We start from the raw sequence: 19,050 nt of genomic DNA, 5'->3' as shown, positions 1-19,050 counted from the left end.
CTCATTACGCTCAGGGCGATGACGGCCCAGAGCGACATCGCTGCCGGTTACGCCTCCGAAGGCGCGGCCATCGAACTCGGTGCGGTCCTCGTGGACGGCACGGTGGAGCCGACCGCGCGCGTGCGGCTCCCGCTGGCCACGCTGAACCGGCACGGGCTGGTCGCGGGCGCGACCGGCACCGGCAAGACGAAGACGTTGCAGCTGATCGCGGAGCAGCTGTCGGCGGCGGGCGTGCCGGTGGTGATGGCGGACGTGAAGGGCGACCTGTCGGGGTTGTCACGTCCGGGCGAGGGCGGCGAGCGGGTCACCGAGCGTGCCACCCAGACGGGTGACGACTGGCAGCCGCAGGCGTGCCCGGTGCAGTTCCTGTCGCTCGGCACGGGTGGGGCGGCGGTGCCGGTGCGGGCGACCGTCACCAGCTTCGGGCCGATCCTGCTGTCGAAGGTGCTCGGGCTCAACGACACCCAGGAGTCCACGCTCGGGCTGATCTTCCACTGGGCCGACTCGCGCGGGCTGCCGCTGCTGGACATCAAGGACCTGCGGTCGGTGATCGGGCACCTCACGTCCGACGAGGGCAAGGCGGACCTGAAGGGCCTCGGCGGGGTGTCGTCGGCGACGGCGGGTGTGATCCTGCGCTCGCTGGTGAACCTGGAGGCGCAGGGCGGCGACACGTTCTTCGGCGAGCCGGAGCTCGACCCGCGCGACCTGATGCGGCTGGTCGACGGCCGCGGTGTGGTGTCGCTGCTGGAGCTGGCGGAGTTGCAGGCCAGGCCCGCGCTGTTCTCGACGTTCCTGATGTGGCTGTTGGCGGAGCTGTTCGAGGTGCTGCCCGAGGAGGGCGACCTGGACAAGCCGAAGCTGGTGTTCTTCTTCGACGAGGCGCACCTGGTGTTCGCCGACGCGTCCAAGGCGTTCCTGGAGCGGATCACGCAGACGGTGAAGCTGATCCGGTCCAAGGGCGTGGGCGTGTTCTTCTGCACGCAGCTGCCGACCGACGTGCCGAACGCGGTGCTGTCGCAGTTGGGCGCACGGGTGCAGCACGCGTTGCGGGCGTTCACGCCGGAGGACCAGGCGGCGCTGGCGAAGACGGTGAAGACGTACCCGACGACGCCGCACTACGAGCTGGACGAGGCGTTGACGTCGTTGGGGATCGGCGAGGCCGTGGTGACCGTGCTGAGCGAGAAGGGCGCGCCGACGCCGGTCGCGTGGACGAGGCTGCGGGCGCCGCGGTCCTTGATGGACACGATCGGGTCGGACGCGATCACGCAGGCCGCGGAGACGTCCGAGCTGCACGCCAAGTACGCCGAGACCGTCGACCGCGAGTCGGCGTACGAGAAGCTGGCGGCGAAGGTGGCGCCCCCGCCCGCGCCGGAGGAGGCGGCACCCCCTCCCGCGCGGGAGGAGGCGCCGCCCCGGGAGCCCGAACGCCGGGCCGAGCGCGAGGAGCCGGGCGTGGTGTCGCAGGTGCTCGGCAACTCGGCGGTGAAGTCGTTCCTCCGGTCAGCCGCGAGCGCGCTGGGCCGTGAGATCACCCGTGGCCTCTTCGGGACCTCCCGCAAGCGCCGGTGAGCGCTTGACCTTCATCGACAGGAACGCGGCGCCGATGCTGAGCAGGCCGGCCACGTACCAGGCCGGCGCGTAGTCGCCGAAGTGGTCGCGGGTGAGGCCGGCGGCGGTGGCGGCGATCGCCGCGCCGATCTGGTGCGAGGCGAAGACCCAACCGAAGACCACCGGGGCGGACAGGCCGAACACCTGCCGGCACAGCGCCACCGTCGGCGGGACGGTGGCGACCCAGTCCAGGCCGTAGAAGATGATGAACACGAGCATCGACGGGTGCACCGAGTCGTGGAACAGCTCCGGTAGAACGAGCAGCGACGCGCCGCGCAGCGCGTAGTACACGGCGAGCAGGACCCGTGAGTCGACGCGGTCGGTGAGCCAGCCCGACAGGACCGTGCCGACGATGTCGAAGATCCCCACCAGGGCGAGCAGGCCCGCGGCGGTGGTGGTGGGCATGCCGTGGTCGTGCGCGGCGGGGATGAAGTGGGTGCCGACCAGGCCGTTCGTGGTCGCGCCGCAGATCGCGAAGCCCGCCGCCAGGAACCAGAACGGTCCGGTGCGCGCGGCGCTCCTCAGCGCGCCGAGGGCACGGCGGGCCGCACCGCCCGTCGACGGCGGGACGGGCACGATCTCGTCGCCGCCGTAGGGCGGCACACCCACGTCGGCGGGGTGGTCGCGCAGGAACAGCAGCGCCAGCGGCACCACCGCGAGGGCCGCGACCGACACCACGACGGACGCGCTGCGCCACCCGGAGGACTCCGACAACGCCGCCACCACCGGCAGGAACACCAGCTGCCCCGTCGCGCCGCCGGCGGTCAGGATGCCGGTGACCAGGCCGCGGTGCTTGACGAACCAGCGGCCGGTGATGGTCGCCACGAACGCCAGCGCCATCGAACCGGTGCCCAGGCCCACCAGCACGCCCCAGAACAGCACCAGCTGCCAGGCCGTGGTCATGAACACGGTCAGCCCGCTGCCCACCGCGACCAGCGTCAACGCCGAGGCCACGACCTTGCGCACGCCGAGCCGCTCCATCAGGGCGGCGGCGAACGGCGCGGTCAGCCCGAACAGCATGAGGTTGACCGACACGGCGAAGCCGATCGTGGCCGTGGACCAGCCGAACTCGCGTTGCAGCGGTTCGATCAACGCGCCCGGGGTGGCCCGGAACGCCGCGGCGCCGACGAGCGCGATGAAGGCGACGCCGGCGACCACCCATGCCCAGTTCTGCCTGCTGCGAATCACGTGAGGAAGCCTCACCGATGGCCCCGGTTCCGAAAAGTGGCTGGATGGCCATCATGTGCAAAAATCCGGCCATGAAGAGCCGTCACCTGGTCGCCGTGCTCGCGCTGGACGAGGTGGTGACGTTCGACCTCGGCACGCCGACGCAGGTCCTCAACGCCGCCCGCGACGAGCAGGAACGGCGTTACTACCGGGTGCGGGTCTGCACGCCGGGCGGACGTCCGGTGCGCAGCGCGGCCGGGTTCGCCATCACCCCCGACCACGGCCTGGAGCTGATGGCGGAGGCGGACACGGTGATCGTGGCCGGTGTGCACTACGGGGCGCAGGTGCTGGCGGACGGCACGGTCGAGCCGGCGGTGCGCGACGCCCTGCTCGCGGCGGCGGAGCGGGGCGCGCGGGTGATGTCGATCTGCACGGGCGCGTTCGTGCTGGCCGCGGTCGGCCTGCTGGACGGGCGCAGGGCCACCACGCACTGGGCGCACGCGGACAACTTCCGCCGCCTGTTCCCGGCCGTCGACCTCGACCCGGACGTGCTGTTCGTGGACTCCGGCGACGTGCTGACCTCGGCCGGCGTCGCCGCGGGCGTCGACCTGTGCCTGCACGTCGTGCGGCACGACCACGGCAGCGAGGTGGCGAACATGGCCGCCCGGCGGTGCGTCGTGCCGCCGTGGCGGCCGGGCGGGCAGTCGCAGTTCATCGTCCGCCCGATCCCGGACCAGGCCGACACGTCCACCGCGCAGGCCCGCGCGTGGGCCGTGGCGCACCTGCACGAGCCGCTGGACCTGCGCGCGCTGGCCGCGCAGGCCCGGATGAGCGTCCGCACGTTCACCCGCCGGTTCCGCGAGGAGACCGGCGTGAGCCCCGGCAAGTGGATCACGCAGCAGCGCGTCGAACGGGCACGGCACCTGCTGGAGACCACGGACCTGGCCATCGACCGGGTGGCCCGGCACGCGGGCTTCGGCACGGGCGCGGCGCTGCGGCAGCAGATGAGCGCGGCGCTCGGCGTGTCGCCCAGCGCCTACCGCACCACGTTCCGCTCAGCGGGCTAGCGCCTCCGCTGCCGGCACACCCCGCTCACCGCTCCAGGAACGGGCGCAGCAGGCCCGGCACGGCCTCGTCGGCGAGCGCCAGGCCGTCGGCCTCGCCCACGTCGACCACGTGGTACGCGCCGTCGCCCGCCGCGGTGGTGGCGGTGATCGTGACCAGGCCCGCGCGGCGTTGGAAGAACGAGCGCGAGATGCGCCAGCCGATGATGCCGGTGCGTTGCAGCGCAACGGTTTCGCGGACCGCCGAGCCGGCGCGGGCGAGGAGGTGGCGGTCGGTCAGGGCGTGGCCGAGCGAGCGGTAGCGGTCCCAGCCCAGGGCGGCGGAGAACGGCACCAGCGCCAGCACCACCTGCCACGTCCAGCTCGGCGCGAACCACGCCAGGACGGCCGCCGGCACGAGCAGCGGCACGACGGCGCGCACCATCCGGCGGCGCAGGGCCGCGATCGGGTGCCGGCGCAACGGCGTCCGCGTAGGCGACGCCCCGGCCCGGTCAGCGGTGGTGACCGGGTCATTGGTGCCGTCCCGGTCACCGGTGCCGGCCTGTTCGGCAGTGCCGGCGTGTTCGGCAGTGGCGGTCCAGTCAGTGGTGGCGGCCCGTTCGGCAGTGCCAGGCTGTCCAGTGGTGGCGGCCCAGTCAGCAGTGCCGGCCCGGTCGGTGGTGGCGGCCCAGTCGGTCGTCGACCGCAGCACCTCCGCGGACACGCGGTGGGCCTCGGCGACCGGCGCGGGCGGCAGCAGCAGGTTGCTCTCGCCCTTGCGGCCCAGGCCGGTCGTCACGGTCTTGGCGTGCGCACCCCGCCCGGCGCGCAGCAGCAGCGGTTCGACCAGCTCGACGCCGCGAAGTCGTTGCTCCGCAACGGAAACCGAACGGGTGGTGAGCAGGCCGCGGCGCACGCGGACCGTGTCGTCCGGCTCACGGGTCAGCCGGTAGCCCCAGAACTGCACCACGTACACCAGCACCGAGCCGAACGTGGCCACCAGCAGCACGACCGCGGCGAACACCGCGACGGTCAGCCCGATCGGCTGTGCCACGACCCAGTGCGCGGCCTCGCTCATCGGCTCGAACACCTCGATGTCCAGCTCCCGCGCGAAGTTCATCACGAACCCGAACAGCGCGCCCGCCGCCACCAGGCCCGACAACGTCAACGGCGCGTACCGCAGCCACCGGTTGTCCCATTCGGACAGCACGACGCCCGGCCGCTCCTCCTCCGCGACGGCAGGGGCTTCCGCCTTGGCGATGGTGAGCAGCAGCACGCGCAGCCGTTCCGCCTCGGCCGACGACACCGCGTCCAACGTCAGGCCGTCCTCGCCGGGCTGGTCGCGCTGCCCGGTGCCGACCCGGATCGCGGACAGCCCGAACAGCCGGTGCCCGAGCTTGGCGGTCAGGTCGACCGTTCGGATCCGGTCGCGCGGCACCGCCAAGCGCTTGCGCACGAGCAGCCCGGTGTGCATCTCGACCTGCTCGGTGGTGATCCGGTAGCGCGTGGTGATCCAGCGCAGCAGGCCGAACAGCACGATCGCGACGATCACGCCGACGCTGAGGAGGATCCGCCACGTCTCGCCCTTGCCGAGCACGATGAGGCCGACGAACAGCGGCACCAGGCCGAGCAGCTCGTTCAGCGGTCGCACGACGAGCATCCGCACGTCCAGCCGGTGCCAGTCCACCACCGGCTCGGCGTACTCGGGCGCGGCGGGCAGGTCCGTGCTCACGTGGCGTCACCCGGCGTGGCCTGCGTGGTCGTGGTCAGCTCGTCGGCCAACCGCACCGCGTCGTCGTGGTCGAGGCCCTCGATGAGCACGGGCCCGGCGGCCGAGGCGGTGGTCACGGTGACCGTGGACAGCCCGAGGAGCTGTTGCAGGGGACCGCGCTTGGTGTCCACGGTCTGGATGCGCGAGACCGGCGCGATGCGCCACTCCTGGTTCAGCCAGCCGGCCAGCGTGTACACCGCGTCCGGGGTGGCCTCCCAGCGGTGCACCCGGTACCGCCACCGCGGCATGACCAGGGTGTGCGCGGTGCCGAGCACGAGGGTCGCGATCGCGGCGGTCACCTGCCACGGCGAGGCGGCGAAGATCAGCGCGACCAGTTGCGGCACGAGCAGCACCGCCCAGCCGATCAGCGCGTGCAGGGTCCAGAGGGTGATCGACTTGCGGCTCACCTGGTGCCGCGGCGCACGCAGGCGCAACACTTCGTTGCTCACGCCGTCCACTGTGCCTCAAGGCCGAGCCCGCGTGCGCGCGAACCCGGCCTCGGGACCGATCAGCTACGGCTGCGGTGCGTAGGGCGCCTGGAACACCCTGGCCGTGGCGCTCTCGCCCTGGACGGCCACGGCGGCGGGCACACCCACGACGACCGCGAGACCGGCGCAGACGGCGAGCGCAGCCATGATCTTGTGCAGGGAGTGCACAACCATCGTCGAACTCCGTTCGATCGTAGCGGCTTGTCGGCAGGGGGGAGCCGGACCAGATCCGCGGACAACGCCCGGAAGCGTCCAAGCGGAGCATGGCACAGGGGGGTCCTCACGGTCATCACCCACTTCTGCCCCTGCCCACTAGGCAATACCCACGGGACGGCGGCCCCGATCGTCGGGGACATCCCACCATTACGGGTAACGAGCCGGAAACCCGGAGGTGACTCAGTCGAGCAGCGGTCGTGCCCGGGTCTCCTCGTCCAGGTCCACCCACCAGACCGCCGCGCCCGCCCGGTCGCGCACGCCGATCGTCCGGTAGATCCGCTGGAGGTGGTTCTGCACGGTCTTCGGCGACAACGACAGCTCGGCCGCGATCGCCGCGGTGCTCTCACCGGCGGCCACGCGCCGCAGCACCTCGATGCCCCGCTTGGTCAGCCCGGACCCCAGCGCCCGCGCGATCCGCCGGTGGTCCTGCTCGGCGGTGGCCGAGCTGCGCAGCGGGTCCGGCGCCGCCCGCTGCTCCCGGCGCAGCCCGAACGTGCGCTCGGCCAGCTGGTCGACCAGCCTGGCGGACAGGTCGTGCTCCCGCATCCGCAGCAGGTCCCGGCCTTCCTGGAGCTCCCACAGCCGGTACTGCTCCAGCTGGGACCTGGCGTGCCGCAGCGCGGAGTCGAGCTTCCCGGCCCGCTCGTGGGCCACGCTCAGCGCGCCGTGCGCCCGCACCGCGACCTCCCGCGCCAGCACGCCCATCGCCAGCTCCGCCGCACGGGTCAGCAGCCGCACCTGGTCGTCGTGCCGCTCCCGCACCCCGCTGATCCGGGCCCGGGCCATCAGCAGCTCGGCCCGCAGCACGGGCCGGTCCTGCCCGGCGAGCAGCCGGTCGGCCCGCTGGCACGAGCGCAGCGCCCGGTCCACGTCGCCCAGGTCCAGCCGCACGTGCGTGAGCAGCAGGTTCAGCCGGGCCATCCGCAACGGCTGGTCGAGGTGCTTCCACCGGTCGCGGGCCTGCGCGCACAACGCCTCCGCGCGCCGCAGCTTGCGCGTGCACGGCTCGCCGTCCGGGCTGCACCGGCTCGCCGCCGTGCGCACCATGCAGTGCTCGTGGTACTGCGTGCGCAGGACGCCGGCCTGCTCGTACAGGATCGAGCCGATCAGCTCGACGTCCTTGGTCAGCTCGGCCAGGCCGAGGGCGCGCGCCAGCGAGTGCAGCGACCGCTCCCGCGAGTCCAGCCGCAGCTCGACCACGGCCTGCGAGAAGCTGCACCACGCCTGGAGCCCGACGTGCCGGTTGGCCGCCGCGATCGCCTGCACCCGGTCGATGGTGTCCAGCGCGCCCGGCAGCAGCCCGCGCTTGCCGAGCGCCACGGACTGGGCCAGCACGCTGTGCGCCACGCCTTCGGCGTCGTCCAGCCACGAGAACGCGGCCACCGCCTTCTCGGCGGCCTCCAGCGCGTCGCCGGGGCGGCCCTCGTCCAACGCCATCCGCGCCTCGCGCAGGTTGGACACCGCGGCCTCGCGCGGGTCGGCCGCCCGCTGGACGGGAATCGTCATCAGTCTGCCCCCGCTGGAGAGGGTACTCACCCCAACTCGCGCTTCAGCACCTTTCCCGTCTCATTGCGCGGCAGGGCGTCGAGGAAGACCACCTCCCTCGGCACGGAGAACCTGGCCAGGTTGCCGCGCACGTGGTCGAGCACCGCCTCCTCGTCCACCGCGCCCGGCTCCTCGGGCACGACGTACGCGGCGAGCCGTTGGCCGAACTGCTCGTCCGGCACGCCGACCACGGCGACCTCGCGCACCCCGGCCAGCCCCGCCAGCAGGTCCTCGACCTCGCGCGGGTACACGTTCTCCCCGCCGGAGACGATCATCTCGTCGTCGCGGCCCGCGACGAACAGCAGGCCGTCCCGGTCGCGGTAGCCGAGGTCGCCGGTCGACATGAGGCCGTCGCGGACCTCCTTGCCCGCGCCGTTGGTGTAGCCGTCGAACAGCATGTCGTTGGCCACGAAGATGCGGCCGGTCGTGCCGGCCGGCACCGGGTCGCCCGCGTCGTCCAGGATCGCGAGCCGGGTGCCGTGCGGCGGCAGGCCCGCCGTGTCCGGGCGCCGGGCCAGCTCCTCGGGCCGGGCGATGGTCACCCACGACACCTCGGTGGAGCCGTAGAGGTTGTAGAGCACCGGGCCGAACTCCTCCAGGCACCGCCGCGCCACCGGCGGCGGCAGCGCCGAGCCGCTGGAGGCGATCACGCGCAGCTTCGGCAGGTGCGGGCGCCCGGTCAGCTCCAGGATGCGTTGCAGCATCACGGGAACGGCGAACAGCGCGTCGCTGCCGTGGTCGCGCGCGTCGGCCAGCGTGAGCGCCGGGTCGAACTTGCGGCGCAGTACGAACGTCGCGCCGAGCACGAGCCCGATCTGGAACGCGGCCAGGCCCCAGGTGTGGAACAGCGGCGCCGGCACGGAGAACCGGTCGCCCGCCCGGAACGGGATGCGGGACAACAGCGCGGCGGCCGGCGCGAGGCTCGCCGGCTCCGGTCGCCTGGCACCCTTGGGCGCGCCCGTGGTGCCCGACGTCAGCACGATCATCCGGCCGCGCGGCGGGCGCCGGGGCAGCGGTGTGGCGGGTGAGCCCTCGATCAGCTGCTCCAGCGTCCTGCTCTTGGTGACGCCGTCGACCCACGCCATCACCCGGCGGACCTTGCGCGGCGCGTTGGCCAGCAGGCCGCGGAACTCGGTGTCGGCGACGACCACGGACACGTCCTGCTCGCGCAGGACCGCGGCGACCTGGGCCGCGCTCAACCCGGTGTTGACCAGCACGGTGTGCGCGCCGAGCTTCACGCACGCCGCCACGGTCTCCACGAAGCCGCGGTGGTTGCGGCACAGCACCGCGACCTTCGACCCCGACCGCACGCCGAGGTCGTGCAGGCCGTGCGCGAGCCGGGTGGTGCGTTCGTCGACCTCGGCGTAGGTGAGCGTGCCCGCGTCGTCGATGATCGCCGGTCGGTCGGGGTGGCGCGCCGCGCCGGTGGCGAACCCGAACGCGACCGTGATGTCCCACTGGAGGAAGGCGTCGACGACGCCGAGCAGCCGGCCGGGGCCCATCGGCCGCACGACGCCGGCGCGCACCAGCGTCGCCAAGGCGCGCAGCGCTCCCAGGACCCGGTTCACCGCGTCGCCCGCAGGACGAGGCGGGTGACGCCCGCGGCGACGGCGGCCAGCGGCGGCGTGTGCGGCGTGCCCCGCTCCGGCATGGCCCGGTAAGCGAGGTGCACCAGCGACCGCACGTGCTTCGGCGCGGTCTTGCGGGCGAGTTCGGCCAGCAGCCCGGACGGGAGGTTGACCTCCTCGGGACGGCGCTCCAGCGCGTGGACGACCCACCGCGCCGCGCGCTCGGGCGTCGCCGCCGGGAACGCGTCGTAGGCCTTCGTCGGCCCGATCATGGGTGTTCGCACCAGCGGCATCCGCACGGAGGTAAACGTGACACCGTCCGCCACCGTCTCGCCGGCCGCCACCCGGCTGAACGCGTCCAGCGCGCTCTTGGAGGCCAAGTAGGCGGAGAAGCGAGGCGTGTTGAGCTGCACGCCCATGCTGGAGATGTTCACGATGTGCCCGGACCTCCGTTCCCTCATGTGCGGCAGCAGGCCGAGGACCAGCCGCAGCGGCGCGAAGTAGTTCAGCGCCATGGTGCGCTCGTAGTCGTGCAACCGGTCGACGGACAGGTGCACGCTGCGCCGGATCGACCGGCCCGCGTTGTTGACCAGCGCGTCGATGCCGTCGTGCTCCGCGAGGACCTGCTTGAGCAGCGCGCCGACGGCTTCCGCGTCCGTCAGGTCGCACGGGTAGGTGTGCGCCGTGCCGCCCTCCGCGCGGATCCGCTCGGCGACCTGCTCCAACTCCTCGGCACGGCGCGCGACCAGCAGCGGCACGGCTCCCTCCCGGGCCACGGCGAGCGCGGTGGCCGCGCCGATGCCCGACGACGCGCCGGTGATCAGCACGGTCCGCCCGGCCAGGCCGTGCTTGCGCGCGGCGCGCAACGGGTCCAGGTGCGCCGACCAGTACTCCCACAGCACGTGCGCGTAGCCGGCGAAGTCGGGCGGTTCCAGGCCGGTGACCGTGCGGGTGGCGGTCGAGTCGAACTCGGCGTGCACCGCGAGGTGCGGCACGACCTGCGGCGGGATGCCCAGCTCGGTGAGCACGCCGGTGACGATCGCGCTCGTCGGCGCGGCGGGCAGCGGCAGTGGCAGGGTGAACCGGACCTTCGGGGCGCCGGCGGCGGCGGCCAGCGCGTTGTGGACCTCGTCCAGCGGCTGCGAGCGGCGCGCGGTGAGGTGGAACGTGCTGCCGGACGGCACGTCGGCGTGGATCAACCGGTCCAGCGCCGCCACCACGTAGTCGACCGGGACCAGGTTCGCGGCCCCGAAGTGCGGCGCGACCAGCGGCAGCAGGCGCGGCAGGCGGGCGAGCGCGGCCAGCGCCGGGAAGAAGTAGTACGGGCCGTCGACCTTGTCGACCTCGCCCGTGCGCGAGTCGCCGACCACGGCGCCCGGCCGGTACACGCGCCACGGCGTGCCCTGGTCCCGGACGATCCGCTCGGCCGCGTGCTTGGTCACGTGGTAGGGCGAGGGCAGGTGCTGGCCGAGGTCGAAGTCGTCCTCGGTGAACGGGCCCCGGTGCTCGCCCGCGACCGCGATGGACGACACGTGGTGCAGCACCCCGCAACCGGTGCGCCCGGCGTACTCCACGACCCGCCGGGTGCCCTCGACGTTGACGGCGTGGTGCGCGTCGGCGGACGCGGTGAAGTCGTAGACGGCGGCCAGGTGGACGACGTGGTCGACCCGGTCGGCGTCGATCGGGGAGCCGAGGTCGCCCAGCACCGGCGTCAGCTTGCCGTGCCGGCCCAGCTTGTCCGCGGACTGCGGCCTGACCAGCGCGAACACCCGTTCGCAGTCCGGTCGCCGCAGGAGCTCGGCGACCAGGCGCCTGCCGATGAAACCCGTCGCGCCGGTGACGAAGTAGGTACTCACGCCCCGATACTGACACTACCTACCCGTGAGTAGGAAGAGCGCGGGGTGAAATCGGAACGCCTGTGATCAGTTTTCCGGGGTGCCGGACGCGTTCACCACCGCGTCGCGCAAGGCCGCGCGCAGGCGGCCCACCTCCAACGGCGTCAGCACGGCCGCCTCACCCGGCGGCACCGTCACCACGACGTGGCCCTGGCTGACGAAAACGGTCATGTCACGGCGACGTGACGCGATGTCGCGGCAGGAGATCTGCCACTCCTTGCCTGTGCTCACGGCCCCCAACCTCCAGGTGTCTCGACACGGGGTGCTCGGACCAATCCGGGCGCTCGTGGGGATGAGACGCACGCGGGTTGGTGCCATGACGGGGCAATCCGCCGGGCGACCGCGCCGAGCTGTCGCTAGCGTCGCATGTGGCTGTCGTCGCAGTCACCTGAAGGGGTGAGAAAATGGCTGAACCGCAACGGATCGTGATAATCGGGTCCGGTCTGGCCGGCGCCTCGGCGGCCGGGGCGTTGCGCGAGCGCGGTCACACCGGTGACGTGGTCGTCTTCGGCCGCGAACGGCACCGGCCCTACGAGCTGCCGGCGTTGTCCAAGCAGGTGCTGCTGGGCGACGCCGAGGAGCCGGTCCGCGTGCACGAGCCCGATTTCTACGACGAGCGCCGGATCGAGCTGCGGCTCGGCGTCGAGGTCGTCGGGGTGGACGTCGACCGGCACGTGGTCGAGGACTCCGGCGGTGGGTCGCACTCGTACGATCGGCTGATCCTGGCAACGGGTTCGACGCCGCGCCGGTTGCCGGTGCCGGGCGGAGAGCTCCCAGGTCTGCGGACGTTGCGCACCGTCGAGGACTCGCTGGCGTTGCGGCGGGAGCTGACCGACGGCCGCGAGGTGGTCGTCGTCGGCGCGGGGTGGATCGGCTGCGAGGTCGCCGCCGCGGCCCGGCGGCACGGCGCGTCGGTGACGGTCGTCGACCCGGTCGACCTGCCGCTGCGGCGGGTGCTCGGGCCGCGGATGGGCGAGGTGTTCCGCGACCTGCACGCCGCGCACGGCGTGCGGTGGCGGCTCGGCGTCGGCGTGGACGGCTTCACCGAGCACGGCGTCCGGCTCGCCGACGGCGGTTCGCTGACCGGTGACGTCGTGGTGGTCGCGGTGGGCGCCGCGCCGGACCTCCGGCTCGCGCGGGACGCCGGCCTGGCGTTGGCCGACGGTGGGGTGGCGGTGGACGCCGCGCTGCGCACCTCCGCGCCGGACGTCTTCGCCATCGGCGACATCGCCGCGCACGAGCACCCCCGCTACGGGCGGCGGGTCCGGGTCGAGCACTGGGCGAACGCCAAGGGCCAGGGCGAGCACGTGGCCGGCACGGTCCTCGGGCACGACGAGCCGTACGAGGCGTCGCCGTACTTCTTCACCGACCAGTACGACCTGGGCATGGAGTACCGGGGGCTCGCCGACGCCGAGCACGACGAGCTGGTGGTGCGCGGTGACGTGGACGCGCGCGAGTTCACCGCGTTCTGGCTGCGCGACGGGCGCGTGCAGGCGGCGATGAACGTCAACCAGTGGGACGACGGCGAGGCGTTGCAGCTGCTGGTCGACGCGCGGGCCGAGGTGGCGCCGGACCGGCTGCGCGGCGGCGACCTGGCCTAGGCGGTCACAGGCAGGAGCCGCTGTCCGGCCCGTGGTCGGCCGCGATCAGGCGCTCCAGCAGGTCGTGCAGGGCGCGGGCCTCCTCCGGCGCGAGCTCGGCGGTGAACTCCCGCTCCACCTGGACGTGCAGCTTCTCGACCTCGCGCTGGACGGCCCGGCCCTGCTCGGTGATCACCGGCACGCGCACGCGCCGGTCGTTGGGGTCGGGCTTGCGCATGATCAGCCCCGCGCGTTCCAGCCGGTCCAGCTCCGCGGTCAGCGTGGTCTTGTCGACGCCGAGCGCGTGGCCGAGGGCGAGCTGGGTGCGCTGGAACTCCTCGCTGATCAACGCGGTCAGCACGATCTGCCCCCGCGTGGTGATGCCGTGCCGCACCGCCGCTTCCTGCGCGACCGTGCCCAGTTTCTGCGCCGCGCGGTGCAGCAGCCAGTTCAGGCCCGCACGGCTCGTGCAGCCGAGGCTGGGGGCGAGGTCCATGCCCGGGATCATACGCCGGCTGTGAGATATTCTTGAGTAAGAACGTCTTGACTCATAACGACTCTGCCCATATGTTCCGAACCGAGAACTTCCGAGAGGGGACTATGGTGCACCTGTTGCACATCGACACCAGCCTGCGGTTCGAGGGTTCGGTGTCGCGCGAGGTCAGCGGCGCTTTCGCCGAGGCGTGGCGGGCCGCGCGCCCGGACGGCGGGTACACCTACCGCGACCTGGCCGCCGAGCCGTTGCCGCACGTCGACCCGGCGGCGCTGGCCACCCGGGAGGCCGACGGCGACCGGCCGTTGGAGCAGCGGCTGATCGCCGAGGTGAAGGCGGCGGACACGATCCTGCTCGGCGTGCCGATGTACAACTACGGCCTGCCGTCGAGCCTCAAGGCGTGGCTGGACTGGATCATCGTGCCGGAGCTGATGGCCGACCAGCAGACCGGCGAAGGCGTGCTGACCGGCAAGCGGGTCGTGGTCGTCACCGCGCGGGGCGGCTCCTACGCGCCCGGCACGCCCCGGCACTCGTTCGACTTCCAGGAGCCGTACCTGCGCGCGGTGTTCGGCATGCTGGGCCTGGACCGGGACCTGGAGTTCGTGCACGCCGAGCTGACGTTGGCCGGCGTCGTGCCGCACATGGCCCAGTTCCGCGACCTGGCGGTCGCCTCGTTGGAGGACGCGCACCGCGTGGTGCGCGAGTTGGCCGTCGCCTGAGGGGGAGATCGGGTGACGGGCCGTGGTCGAGGGGGCGGCCCGTCACCCGATAGTGCAGGCGTCGTCGGCCTGCGACCATGTGGGCCATGTCGGAGTCGATCGCCGCGGTCGTGGTGCGTGCCGCCGAGCTGACCGCCCGCGGGTTGCCGCGCAAGGCGATCGAGCTGCTCCAGCCGGCCCTCGCGGCCAACCCGCTGCACGGTGAGGCGTGGTGCCGACTGGCCGCCGCCTACCTCGACGCGGGCGAGCCCGACCCGGCGCTGAGCGCGGCCAAGCGGGCCCTGGTGCTCGACGGCGACCCGGCGTGGGCGCAGCGGCTGACCGCGCTGGCGTTGAGCGAACTCGGCCGGCACGCCGAGGCGGTCGTCGCGGCGCGGGAGTGCGTGCGGCGCAAGCCCGGCGACTGGCGGTGCCAGGTGGTGCTGGCCGAAGTGCTGGCCGACAGCCCCGACGGGCAGCGCGAGGCCGTGGCGGTGGCGCGGGAGGCCGCGCACCTCGCGCCGACGGAGGCCCGTGCGTTCCAGGTGCTCGGCGACTCCGCGCTGCGCGTGCGCGACTGGGGCACCGCCGAACGCGCCTACCGCACCGCGTTGCGCCTCGACCCGGACGACGGCGACGTGCGCGCGAACCTGGCCACCGTCCGGCGCAAGCGCGGCGGCGCGCCCGTGCCGCCGCCGTCCGGTGAAGCGCTGCACGCCGCGCACGTCCTGGTGTGGCCCGCGCTGTCCCGGCTGGCCGCGCTGCTCGTCGCCGGCGGCCTCGTCCTGATGCTGGCGGGCATGCCCAAGCCGACGCCGCTGCTCGGCTGGTTCGCCGGGCTGCTGGTCGTCGGCTGCCTCGTGGTCGCGGGACTGGCGCTGTTCAAGGCCCGGGGCGGTGTGCGGCGGGCGTTGCTCCGCCTGCCGCTGCACCGGCCCAAGGTGGCCTTCGTCACGACCATGTTCGGGCTGTCCGCGGTGATCCTCGCCGGCTGGGCGGTGGCGCTCCTCCTCGGGGCCACGACGATGCAGCCGCTCGTGATCGCGTGGCTGTGCGCCCTGCTCGGCGGAGCCGTCGTGGTCCTCGCCGGGGGCCGCTAACCTGGACGTCGGGAAGGAGGCCGATGACCCGACGCGCGCTGCTCGCGATCCTGGCGTTGATCGCGGGTTTCGTCGTGTCCGGACCCGGCCCGAGCACGACCGCCGACGTGGCCGCCGTCTCGTCCACCGTGGACGCCGCCCACCTGCCCGGCACGGCCACCCGCGGCACGAACGCCGCGCACCCCGTGCAGGTGCACGTGGGCCAGCCACTGGACGGCGTCCAGCCCGCCGTGCACGTGACGCCCGCGCCGCCGGTGCGGGTGCGCGTCGTCGACCCGACCCACCGCACCCCCGAGCGCAACGGCCAGACCCCGCTCGGCGAACGCGCGCCGCCCACCACCTCCGGTAGCTGAACCCACCCCGTTCACCTCACCCGGAGGTCCTTCCACCATGCCGCGCCCCAGCGCGCGGCGAGCGCTACTCGTCCGTGGGCTGCTGGCCCTCGGCGTGCTCGCCGCGTCCGCGTTCACCCTGCTCACCGTCCAACCGCGCCTCGGCCTCGACCTGCGCGGCGGCACCCAGATCGTGCTCGAAACCCCGTCCGAGGCCACCTCCGACGCCACCGACCGGGCGATGGAGGTGCTGCGCCGCCGGGTCGACGAGCTCGGCGTGGCCGAACCCGTGCTGGCCCGGTCCGGCGATCACCGCATCGTGGTGGAGCTGCCCGGCGTGCAGGACCCGACCGAGGCCATCGAGGTGCTCGGCCGCACGGCCCAGCTGCGCGTGCAGCCGGTGACCGGGCCGGGCGACGTGCCCACGCCCGAGGGCGACGCGGTCGGCCTCGGCGAGGTCGTGATGACCGGCGAGGGCATCGAGGACGCCCGCGCCACGCCCAACCCGCAGGGCGTCGGCTACCTCGTCGGCGTCGACTTCCAGGGCGACGCGCCGCAGGCGTGGCAGCGGGTGACCGCCGAGGCCGCGTGCTCACCGCCGGGAGACCCGAAGCGCCGGGTGGCGTTCGTGCTGGACGGCGAGGTCGTGTCCGCGCCTCAGGTGGACGTCTCGACGGTGTGCGGCACCGGCATGATCGGCGGCAGCACGTCGATCACCGGGCGGTTCGGCCAGGCCGAGGCCGAGGAGCTGGCGCTGGTGATCCGCTCCGGCGCGCTGCCCGTACCGGTCGAGGTGGTGGAGCAGCGGACCGTCGGTCCGACGCTCGGCGCGGAGGCGATCGAGGCCAGCGCCCGTGCGGCGATCATCGGCGTGGCGCTGACCGGGCTGTTCCTGGTGTTCGTGTACCGGCTGGCCGGGCTGGTGGCCGTGTTGGCGCTGGGCGGTTACGCGGCCTTGGCGTACGCGGCGATGCTGGCGATCGGCGCGACGCTGACGTTGCCGGGGTTGGCCGGGTTCGTGCTGGCCATCGGCATGGCGGTGGACGCGAACGTGCTGGTGTTCGAGCGGTCGCGGGAGGAGTACGCGCGGCGCAAGCGCCTGCCGCGGTCGGTGGACCAGGGCTTCCGCGGCGCGTTGAGCGCGGTGGCGGACTCGAACGTGACCACGCTGCTGGCCGCCGGGCTGCTGTTCTGGCTGGCCACCGGGCCGGTGAAGGGGTTCGGCGTCACGCTGTCGATCGGTGTGCTGGCGTCGTTGTTCAGCGCCCTGCTGCTGAGCCGGGTGCTGTTGCAGCTGGTCATGCCGCTGCTGGAACGGCGGCCTCGGTGGAGCGGGCTGCACACGTTGGGGCGGGTGCGCACGTGGCTGACCTCGCGTGGGATCACGTTGTTCCGGCGGCCCCGGCGGTGGCTGCTCGCTGCCGGGCTCGTGCTGCTGGCGGCCGTCGGCGGACTGGTCGTGCGCGGGCTGGAGCTGGGCGTGGAGTTCACCGGCGGTCGGATGCTGGAGTTCACGGCCGCCTCGGTGGACACCGGTCGGGTGCGGGCGGAGCTGGCGGCCGCCGGGTTCGGTGACGCGGTCGTGGTGACGTCGGGCTCGGACGGCGTCTCGGTGCGCACGGGTCCGATCGACTCGGCCGCGGCAGTGCGGCTGGGTGAGGCGGTGGACCGCGCGACCGGTGGGGCGGAGCAGGTCAGCAACGAGCTGATCGGCCCCAGCCTCGGCTCGGAGCTGCGGCGCAACGCGTTGATCGCGCTGGCCATCGCGGTGGCCGCGCAGCTGGTCTACCTGGCCGTGCGGTTCGACTGGCGGCTCGGCGTGGCCACCGTGGTCGCGCTGGTCACGGACGTGGTCGTGCTGGTCGGCGCGTTCGCGTGGCTGGGCAAGACGGCCGACGGCGTGTTCCTGGCCGCGCTGCTCACCGTGATCGGGTACTCGGTGAACGACTCGGTGGTGGTGTTCGACCGGGTGCGCGAGCTGCGGCGGACGCGGGCGCCGTTCCCGGAGGTGATGAGTTCGGCGGTGCTGCAAACCCTGCCGCGGACGGTGAACACGGGTATCGGCGTGCTGTTCGTGCTGGCCGCGCTGCTGGTGCTCGGTGACGGTTCGCTGGCCGACTTCTCCACCGCGCTGCTGATCGGGCTCGTCGCCGGCACGGTCTCGACGGTGCTGACCGCGGCGCCGGTGGCGATCGTGCTGGAGGACCGATGAGCACCGGCCACGCGTTGCTGGCGGTCGGTGGGGCGTTCCTCGCCGCGGGCGTGATCGCGCGCGCCGGCGTCCGGATCGGACTGCCGACGATCCCGCTGTTCATGGTGGCGGGCATCCTGTTCGGGCCGCACACCCCTGGTCTGTCCCTTGTGGACGATCCCGGCGAGCTGGCGGTCCTGTCCAGCCTCGGCTTGGTGTTCCTGCTGTTCTACCTCGGCCTCGAGTTCTCGGTGGACGACCTGGTGTCGGGCGGCCGGCGGCTCGCGGTGGCGGGCGCCGGGTACCTGGTGCTCAACATCGGCGGTGGGCTGGCGTTCGGCTTCGCGCTCGGGTGGGGCACGCGCGAGGCGTTGGTGATCGCCGGCGCGATCGGCATCTCGTCGTCGGCGATCGTGACGAAACTGCTGGTCGAGGCGCGGCGGTTGCGCAATCCCGAGTCACGGCTGGTGATGGGCATCATCGTGATCGAGGACGTGTTCCTGGCGCTGTACCTGGCCGTGCTGCAGCCCGTGCTCAGCGGCACGTCCGGGGTGTCCGCGCTGGTGGACTTCGGCAAGGCGTTCGCGTTCCTGCTGGTGCTGGCCGCGATCGCGCGCTGGGGCGGTCGGGTGGTGACCAGGCTGTTCGGTTCGGCGGACGACGAGCTGCTGGTGGTGTGCTTCGTCGGCGTGGCGGTGACGGGTGCGGCGGTCGCGCACGAGCTCGGGGTGTCCGACGCGATCGGCGCGTTCATGGTCGGCGCGGTGCTCGGCGGTTCCGGCGTCGCACCCCGCGTGCACAAGCTGGTGCTGCCGCTGCGGGACGCGTTCGGCGCGCTGTTCTTCTTCATCTTCGGCCTGAGCATCGATCCCGGCGCCGTGGGGACGGTGGCGCTGCCGATCCTGGCGGCCGTCGCGGTGACGATCGTGCTGAACCTGGGCGCCGGCCTGTTCGCCGCGAAGCTGCACTCGTTCGACCGGCAGCAGGCGGTGGACATCGGCCTGACCGTGTTGACGCGCGGGGAGTTCTCCCTGGTCCTGGCGGCGATGGCCGTGGCAGCCGGCCTGGACTCCCGCGTCGCACCGTTCGTCGCGGGCTACGTCCTCCTGCTGGCCGTAGTGGGTCCGCTGGCCGTGCTGCGCTCGGCCCGGCTGACCTGGCTGCTGCCGAAACGGCTGTTCGCCGAGCGTGTGCGGGAGGCGTGAGGATCGCTCGACAGGCCGCCGGGTCGCCGTCGTTCGGCCGGTCCGGTAGTGCCGCGATCGAGTGCTTGCGGGCGGCGCGGGCGGGAACGAGCATGATCGGCGAACCGACGACGCGGACGGGACCGCAGAGGGCCGGCGACCGGCCCGAGC

The 19,050-nt window shown here is 73.3% G+C and carries 17 protein-coding genes; 8 read left to right on the top strand and 9 right to left on the bottom strand.

The genetic code is table 11. The features are described 5' to 3' along the window. Positions 1–18 precede the first annotated feature (18 nt). A complete protein-coding gene (locus ABTZ99_RS22725; RefSeq protein ID WP_499613668.1) occupies positions 19–1,569 on the top strand; it encodes a helicase HerA-like domain-containing protein in 1,551 nt (516 codons plus the stop codon). On the opposite strand, the gene ABTZ99_RS22720 is transcribed toward ABTZ99_RS22725, so the two are convergent. Further along, complete coding sequence (locus ABTZ99_RS22720) at positions 1,501–2,796, bottom strand: MFS transporter (RefSeq protein WP_499613665.1); 1,296 nt, start codon at positions 2,794–2,796, stop codon at positions 1,501–1,503. The genes ABTZ99_RS22725 and ABTZ99_RS22720 overlap by 69 nt on opposite strands. 71 nt (positions 2,797–2,867) lie before the next feature. On the opposite strand from ABTZ99_RS22720, the gene ABTZ99_RS22715 reads away from it, so the two are divergent. Next, positions 2,868–3,842: a GlxA family transcriptional regulator gene (locus ABTZ99_RS22715; RefSeq protein ID WP_498783808.1), complete on the top strand. Its 975-nt coding sequence runs from the start codon at positions 2,868–2,870 to the stop codon at positions 3,840–3,842. Between the two features lie 25 nt (positions 3,843–3,867). On the opposite strand, the gene ABTZ99_RS22710 is transcribed toward ABTZ99_RS22715, so the two are convergent. The 7 genes from ABTZ99_RS22710 to ABTZ99_RS22680 all read right to left on the bottom strand — a co-directional run bounded on the left by ABTZ99_RS22710 (position 3,868) and on the right by ABTZ99_RS22680 (position 11,532). Then, positions 3,868–5,550, bottom strand: coding sequence for a PH domain-containing protein (locus tag ABTZ99_RS22710; RefSeq protein ID WP_499613662.1), 1,683 nt, complete (start codon positions 5,548–5,550; stop codon positions 3,868–3,870). Further along, entirely contained in the window at positions 5,547–6,038 is a 492-nt protein-coding gene (locus tag ABTZ99_RS22705) for a PH domain-containing protein (protein ID WP_498783803.1), read from the bottom strand. Before ABTZ99_RS22705 ends, ABTZ99_RS22710 begins: the two co-directional genes overlap by 4 nt. A gap of 63 nt (positions 6,039–6,101) precedes the next feature. Next, positions 6,102–6,251 (bottom strand): hypothetical protein, encoded by a 150-nt coding sequence (locus tag ABTZ99_RS22700; protein ID WP_230565996.1) that lies wholly within the window; start codon positions 6,249–6,251, stop codon positions 6,102–6,104. A 222-nt stretch (positions 6,252–6,473) separates the two neighbouring features. After that, positions 6,474–7,799, bottom strand: coding sequence for a LuxR C-terminal-related transcriptional regulator (locus tag ABTZ99_RS22695; RefSeq protein WP_498783801.1), 1,326 nt, complete (start codon positions 7,797–7,799; stop codon positions 6,474–6,476). A 26-nt stretch (positions 7,800–7,825) separates the two neighbouring features. Beyond that, positions 7,826–9,406: an AMP-binding protein gene (locus tag ABTZ99_RS22690; protein WP_499613657.1), complete on the bottom strand. Its 1,581-nt coding sequence runs from the start codon at positions 9,404–9,406 to the stop codon at positions 7,826–7,828. Next, positions 9,403–11,262 (bottom strand): SDR family oxidoreductase, encoded by a 1,860-nt coding sequence (locus ABTZ99_RS22685; protein ID WP_499613654.1) that lies wholly within the window; start codon positions 11,260–11,262, stop codon positions 9,403–9,405. The genes ABTZ99_RS22690 and ABTZ99_RS22685 overlap by 4 nt, the downstream gene beginning before the upstream one ends. Before the next feature lie 66 nt (positions 11,263–11,328). Then, positions 11,329–11,532 carry a hypothetical protein gene (locus ABTZ99_RS22680; protein WP_053722955.1) on the bottom strand — a complete coding sequence of 68 codons (204 nt, stop codon included), beginning with the start codon at positions 11,530–11,532 and terminating at the stop codon, positions 11,329–11,331. Between the two features lie 173 nt (positions 11,533–11,705). On the opposite strand from ABTZ99_RS22680, the gene ABTZ99_RS22675 reads away from it, so the two are divergent. Beyond that, positions 11,706–12,902 (top strand): NAD(P)/FAD-dependent oxidoreductase, encoded by a 1,197-nt coding sequence (locus tag ABTZ99_RS22675; RefSeq protein ID WP_499613651.1) that lies wholly within the window; start codon positions 11,706–11,708, stop codon positions 12,900–12,902. A 4-nt stretch (positions 12,903–12,906) separates the two neighbouring features. On the opposite strand, the gene ABTZ99_RS22670 is transcribed toward ABTZ99_RS22675, so the two are convergent. Continuing rightward, positions 12,907–13,377 (bottom strand): MarR family winged helix-turn-helix transcriptional regulator, encoded by a 471-nt coding sequence (locus tag ABTZ99_RS22670; RefSeq protein ID WP_499613648.1) that lies wholly within the window; start codon positions 13,375–13,377, stop codon positions 12,907–12,909. A gap of 107 nt (positions 13,378–13,484) precedes the next feature. Between ABTZ99_RS22670 and ABTZ99_RS22665 the strand changes: the two genes are divergently transcribed. The 5 genes from ABTZ99_RS22665 (at position 13,485) to ABTZ99_RS22645 (ending at position 18,900) form a co-directional block, all read left to right on the top strand. Next, a complete protein-coding gene (locus tag ABTZ99_RS22665; RefSeq protein WP_499613698.1) occupies positions 13,485–14,093 on the top strand; it encodes an FMN-dependent NADH-azoreductase in 609 nt (202 codons plus the stop codon). Between the two features lie 86 nt (positions 14,094–14,179). After that, positions 14,180–15,172, top strand: a complete 993-nt coding sequence (locus ABTZ99_RS22660; RefSeq protein WP_499613646.1) for a tetratricopeptide repeat protein — start codon at positions 14,180–14,182, stop codon at positions 15,170–15,172. Positions 15,173–15,195: 23 nt separating this feature from the next. Next, positions 15,196–15,525 carry a hypothetical protein gene (locus tag ABTZ99_RS22655; RefSeq protein WP_498783786.1) on the top strand — a complete coding sequence of 110 codons (330 nt, stop codon included), beginning with the start codon at positions 15,196–15,198 and terminating at the stop codon, positions 15,523–15,525. A 37-nt stretch (positions 15,526–15,562) separates the two neighbouring features. After that, on the top strand, positions 15,563–17,716 hold the full coding sequence (secD, locus tag ABTZ99_RS22650) for a protein translocase subunit SecD (RefSeq protein ID WP_499613643.1): 2,154 nt from the start codon (positions 15,563–15,565) through the stop codon (positions 17,714–17,716). Further along, a complete protein-coding gene (locus ABTZ99_RS22645) occupies positions 17,713–18,900 on the top strand; it encodes a cation:proton antiporter (protein WP_499613641.1) in 1,188 nt (395 codons plus the stop codon). The genes secD and ABTZ99_RS22645 overlap by 4 nt, the downstream gene beginning before the upstream one ends. Positions 18,901–19,050 lie beyond the last annotated feature (150 nt).

This window comes from Actinosynnema sp. NPDC002837, from assembly GCF_040295345.1.
Taxonomy (GTDB): domain Bacteria; phylum Actinomycetota; class Actinomycetes; order Mycobacteriales; family Pseudonocardiaceae; genus Actinosynnema.
This window is presented reverse-complemented; position numbering and strand designations above follow the sequence as displayed.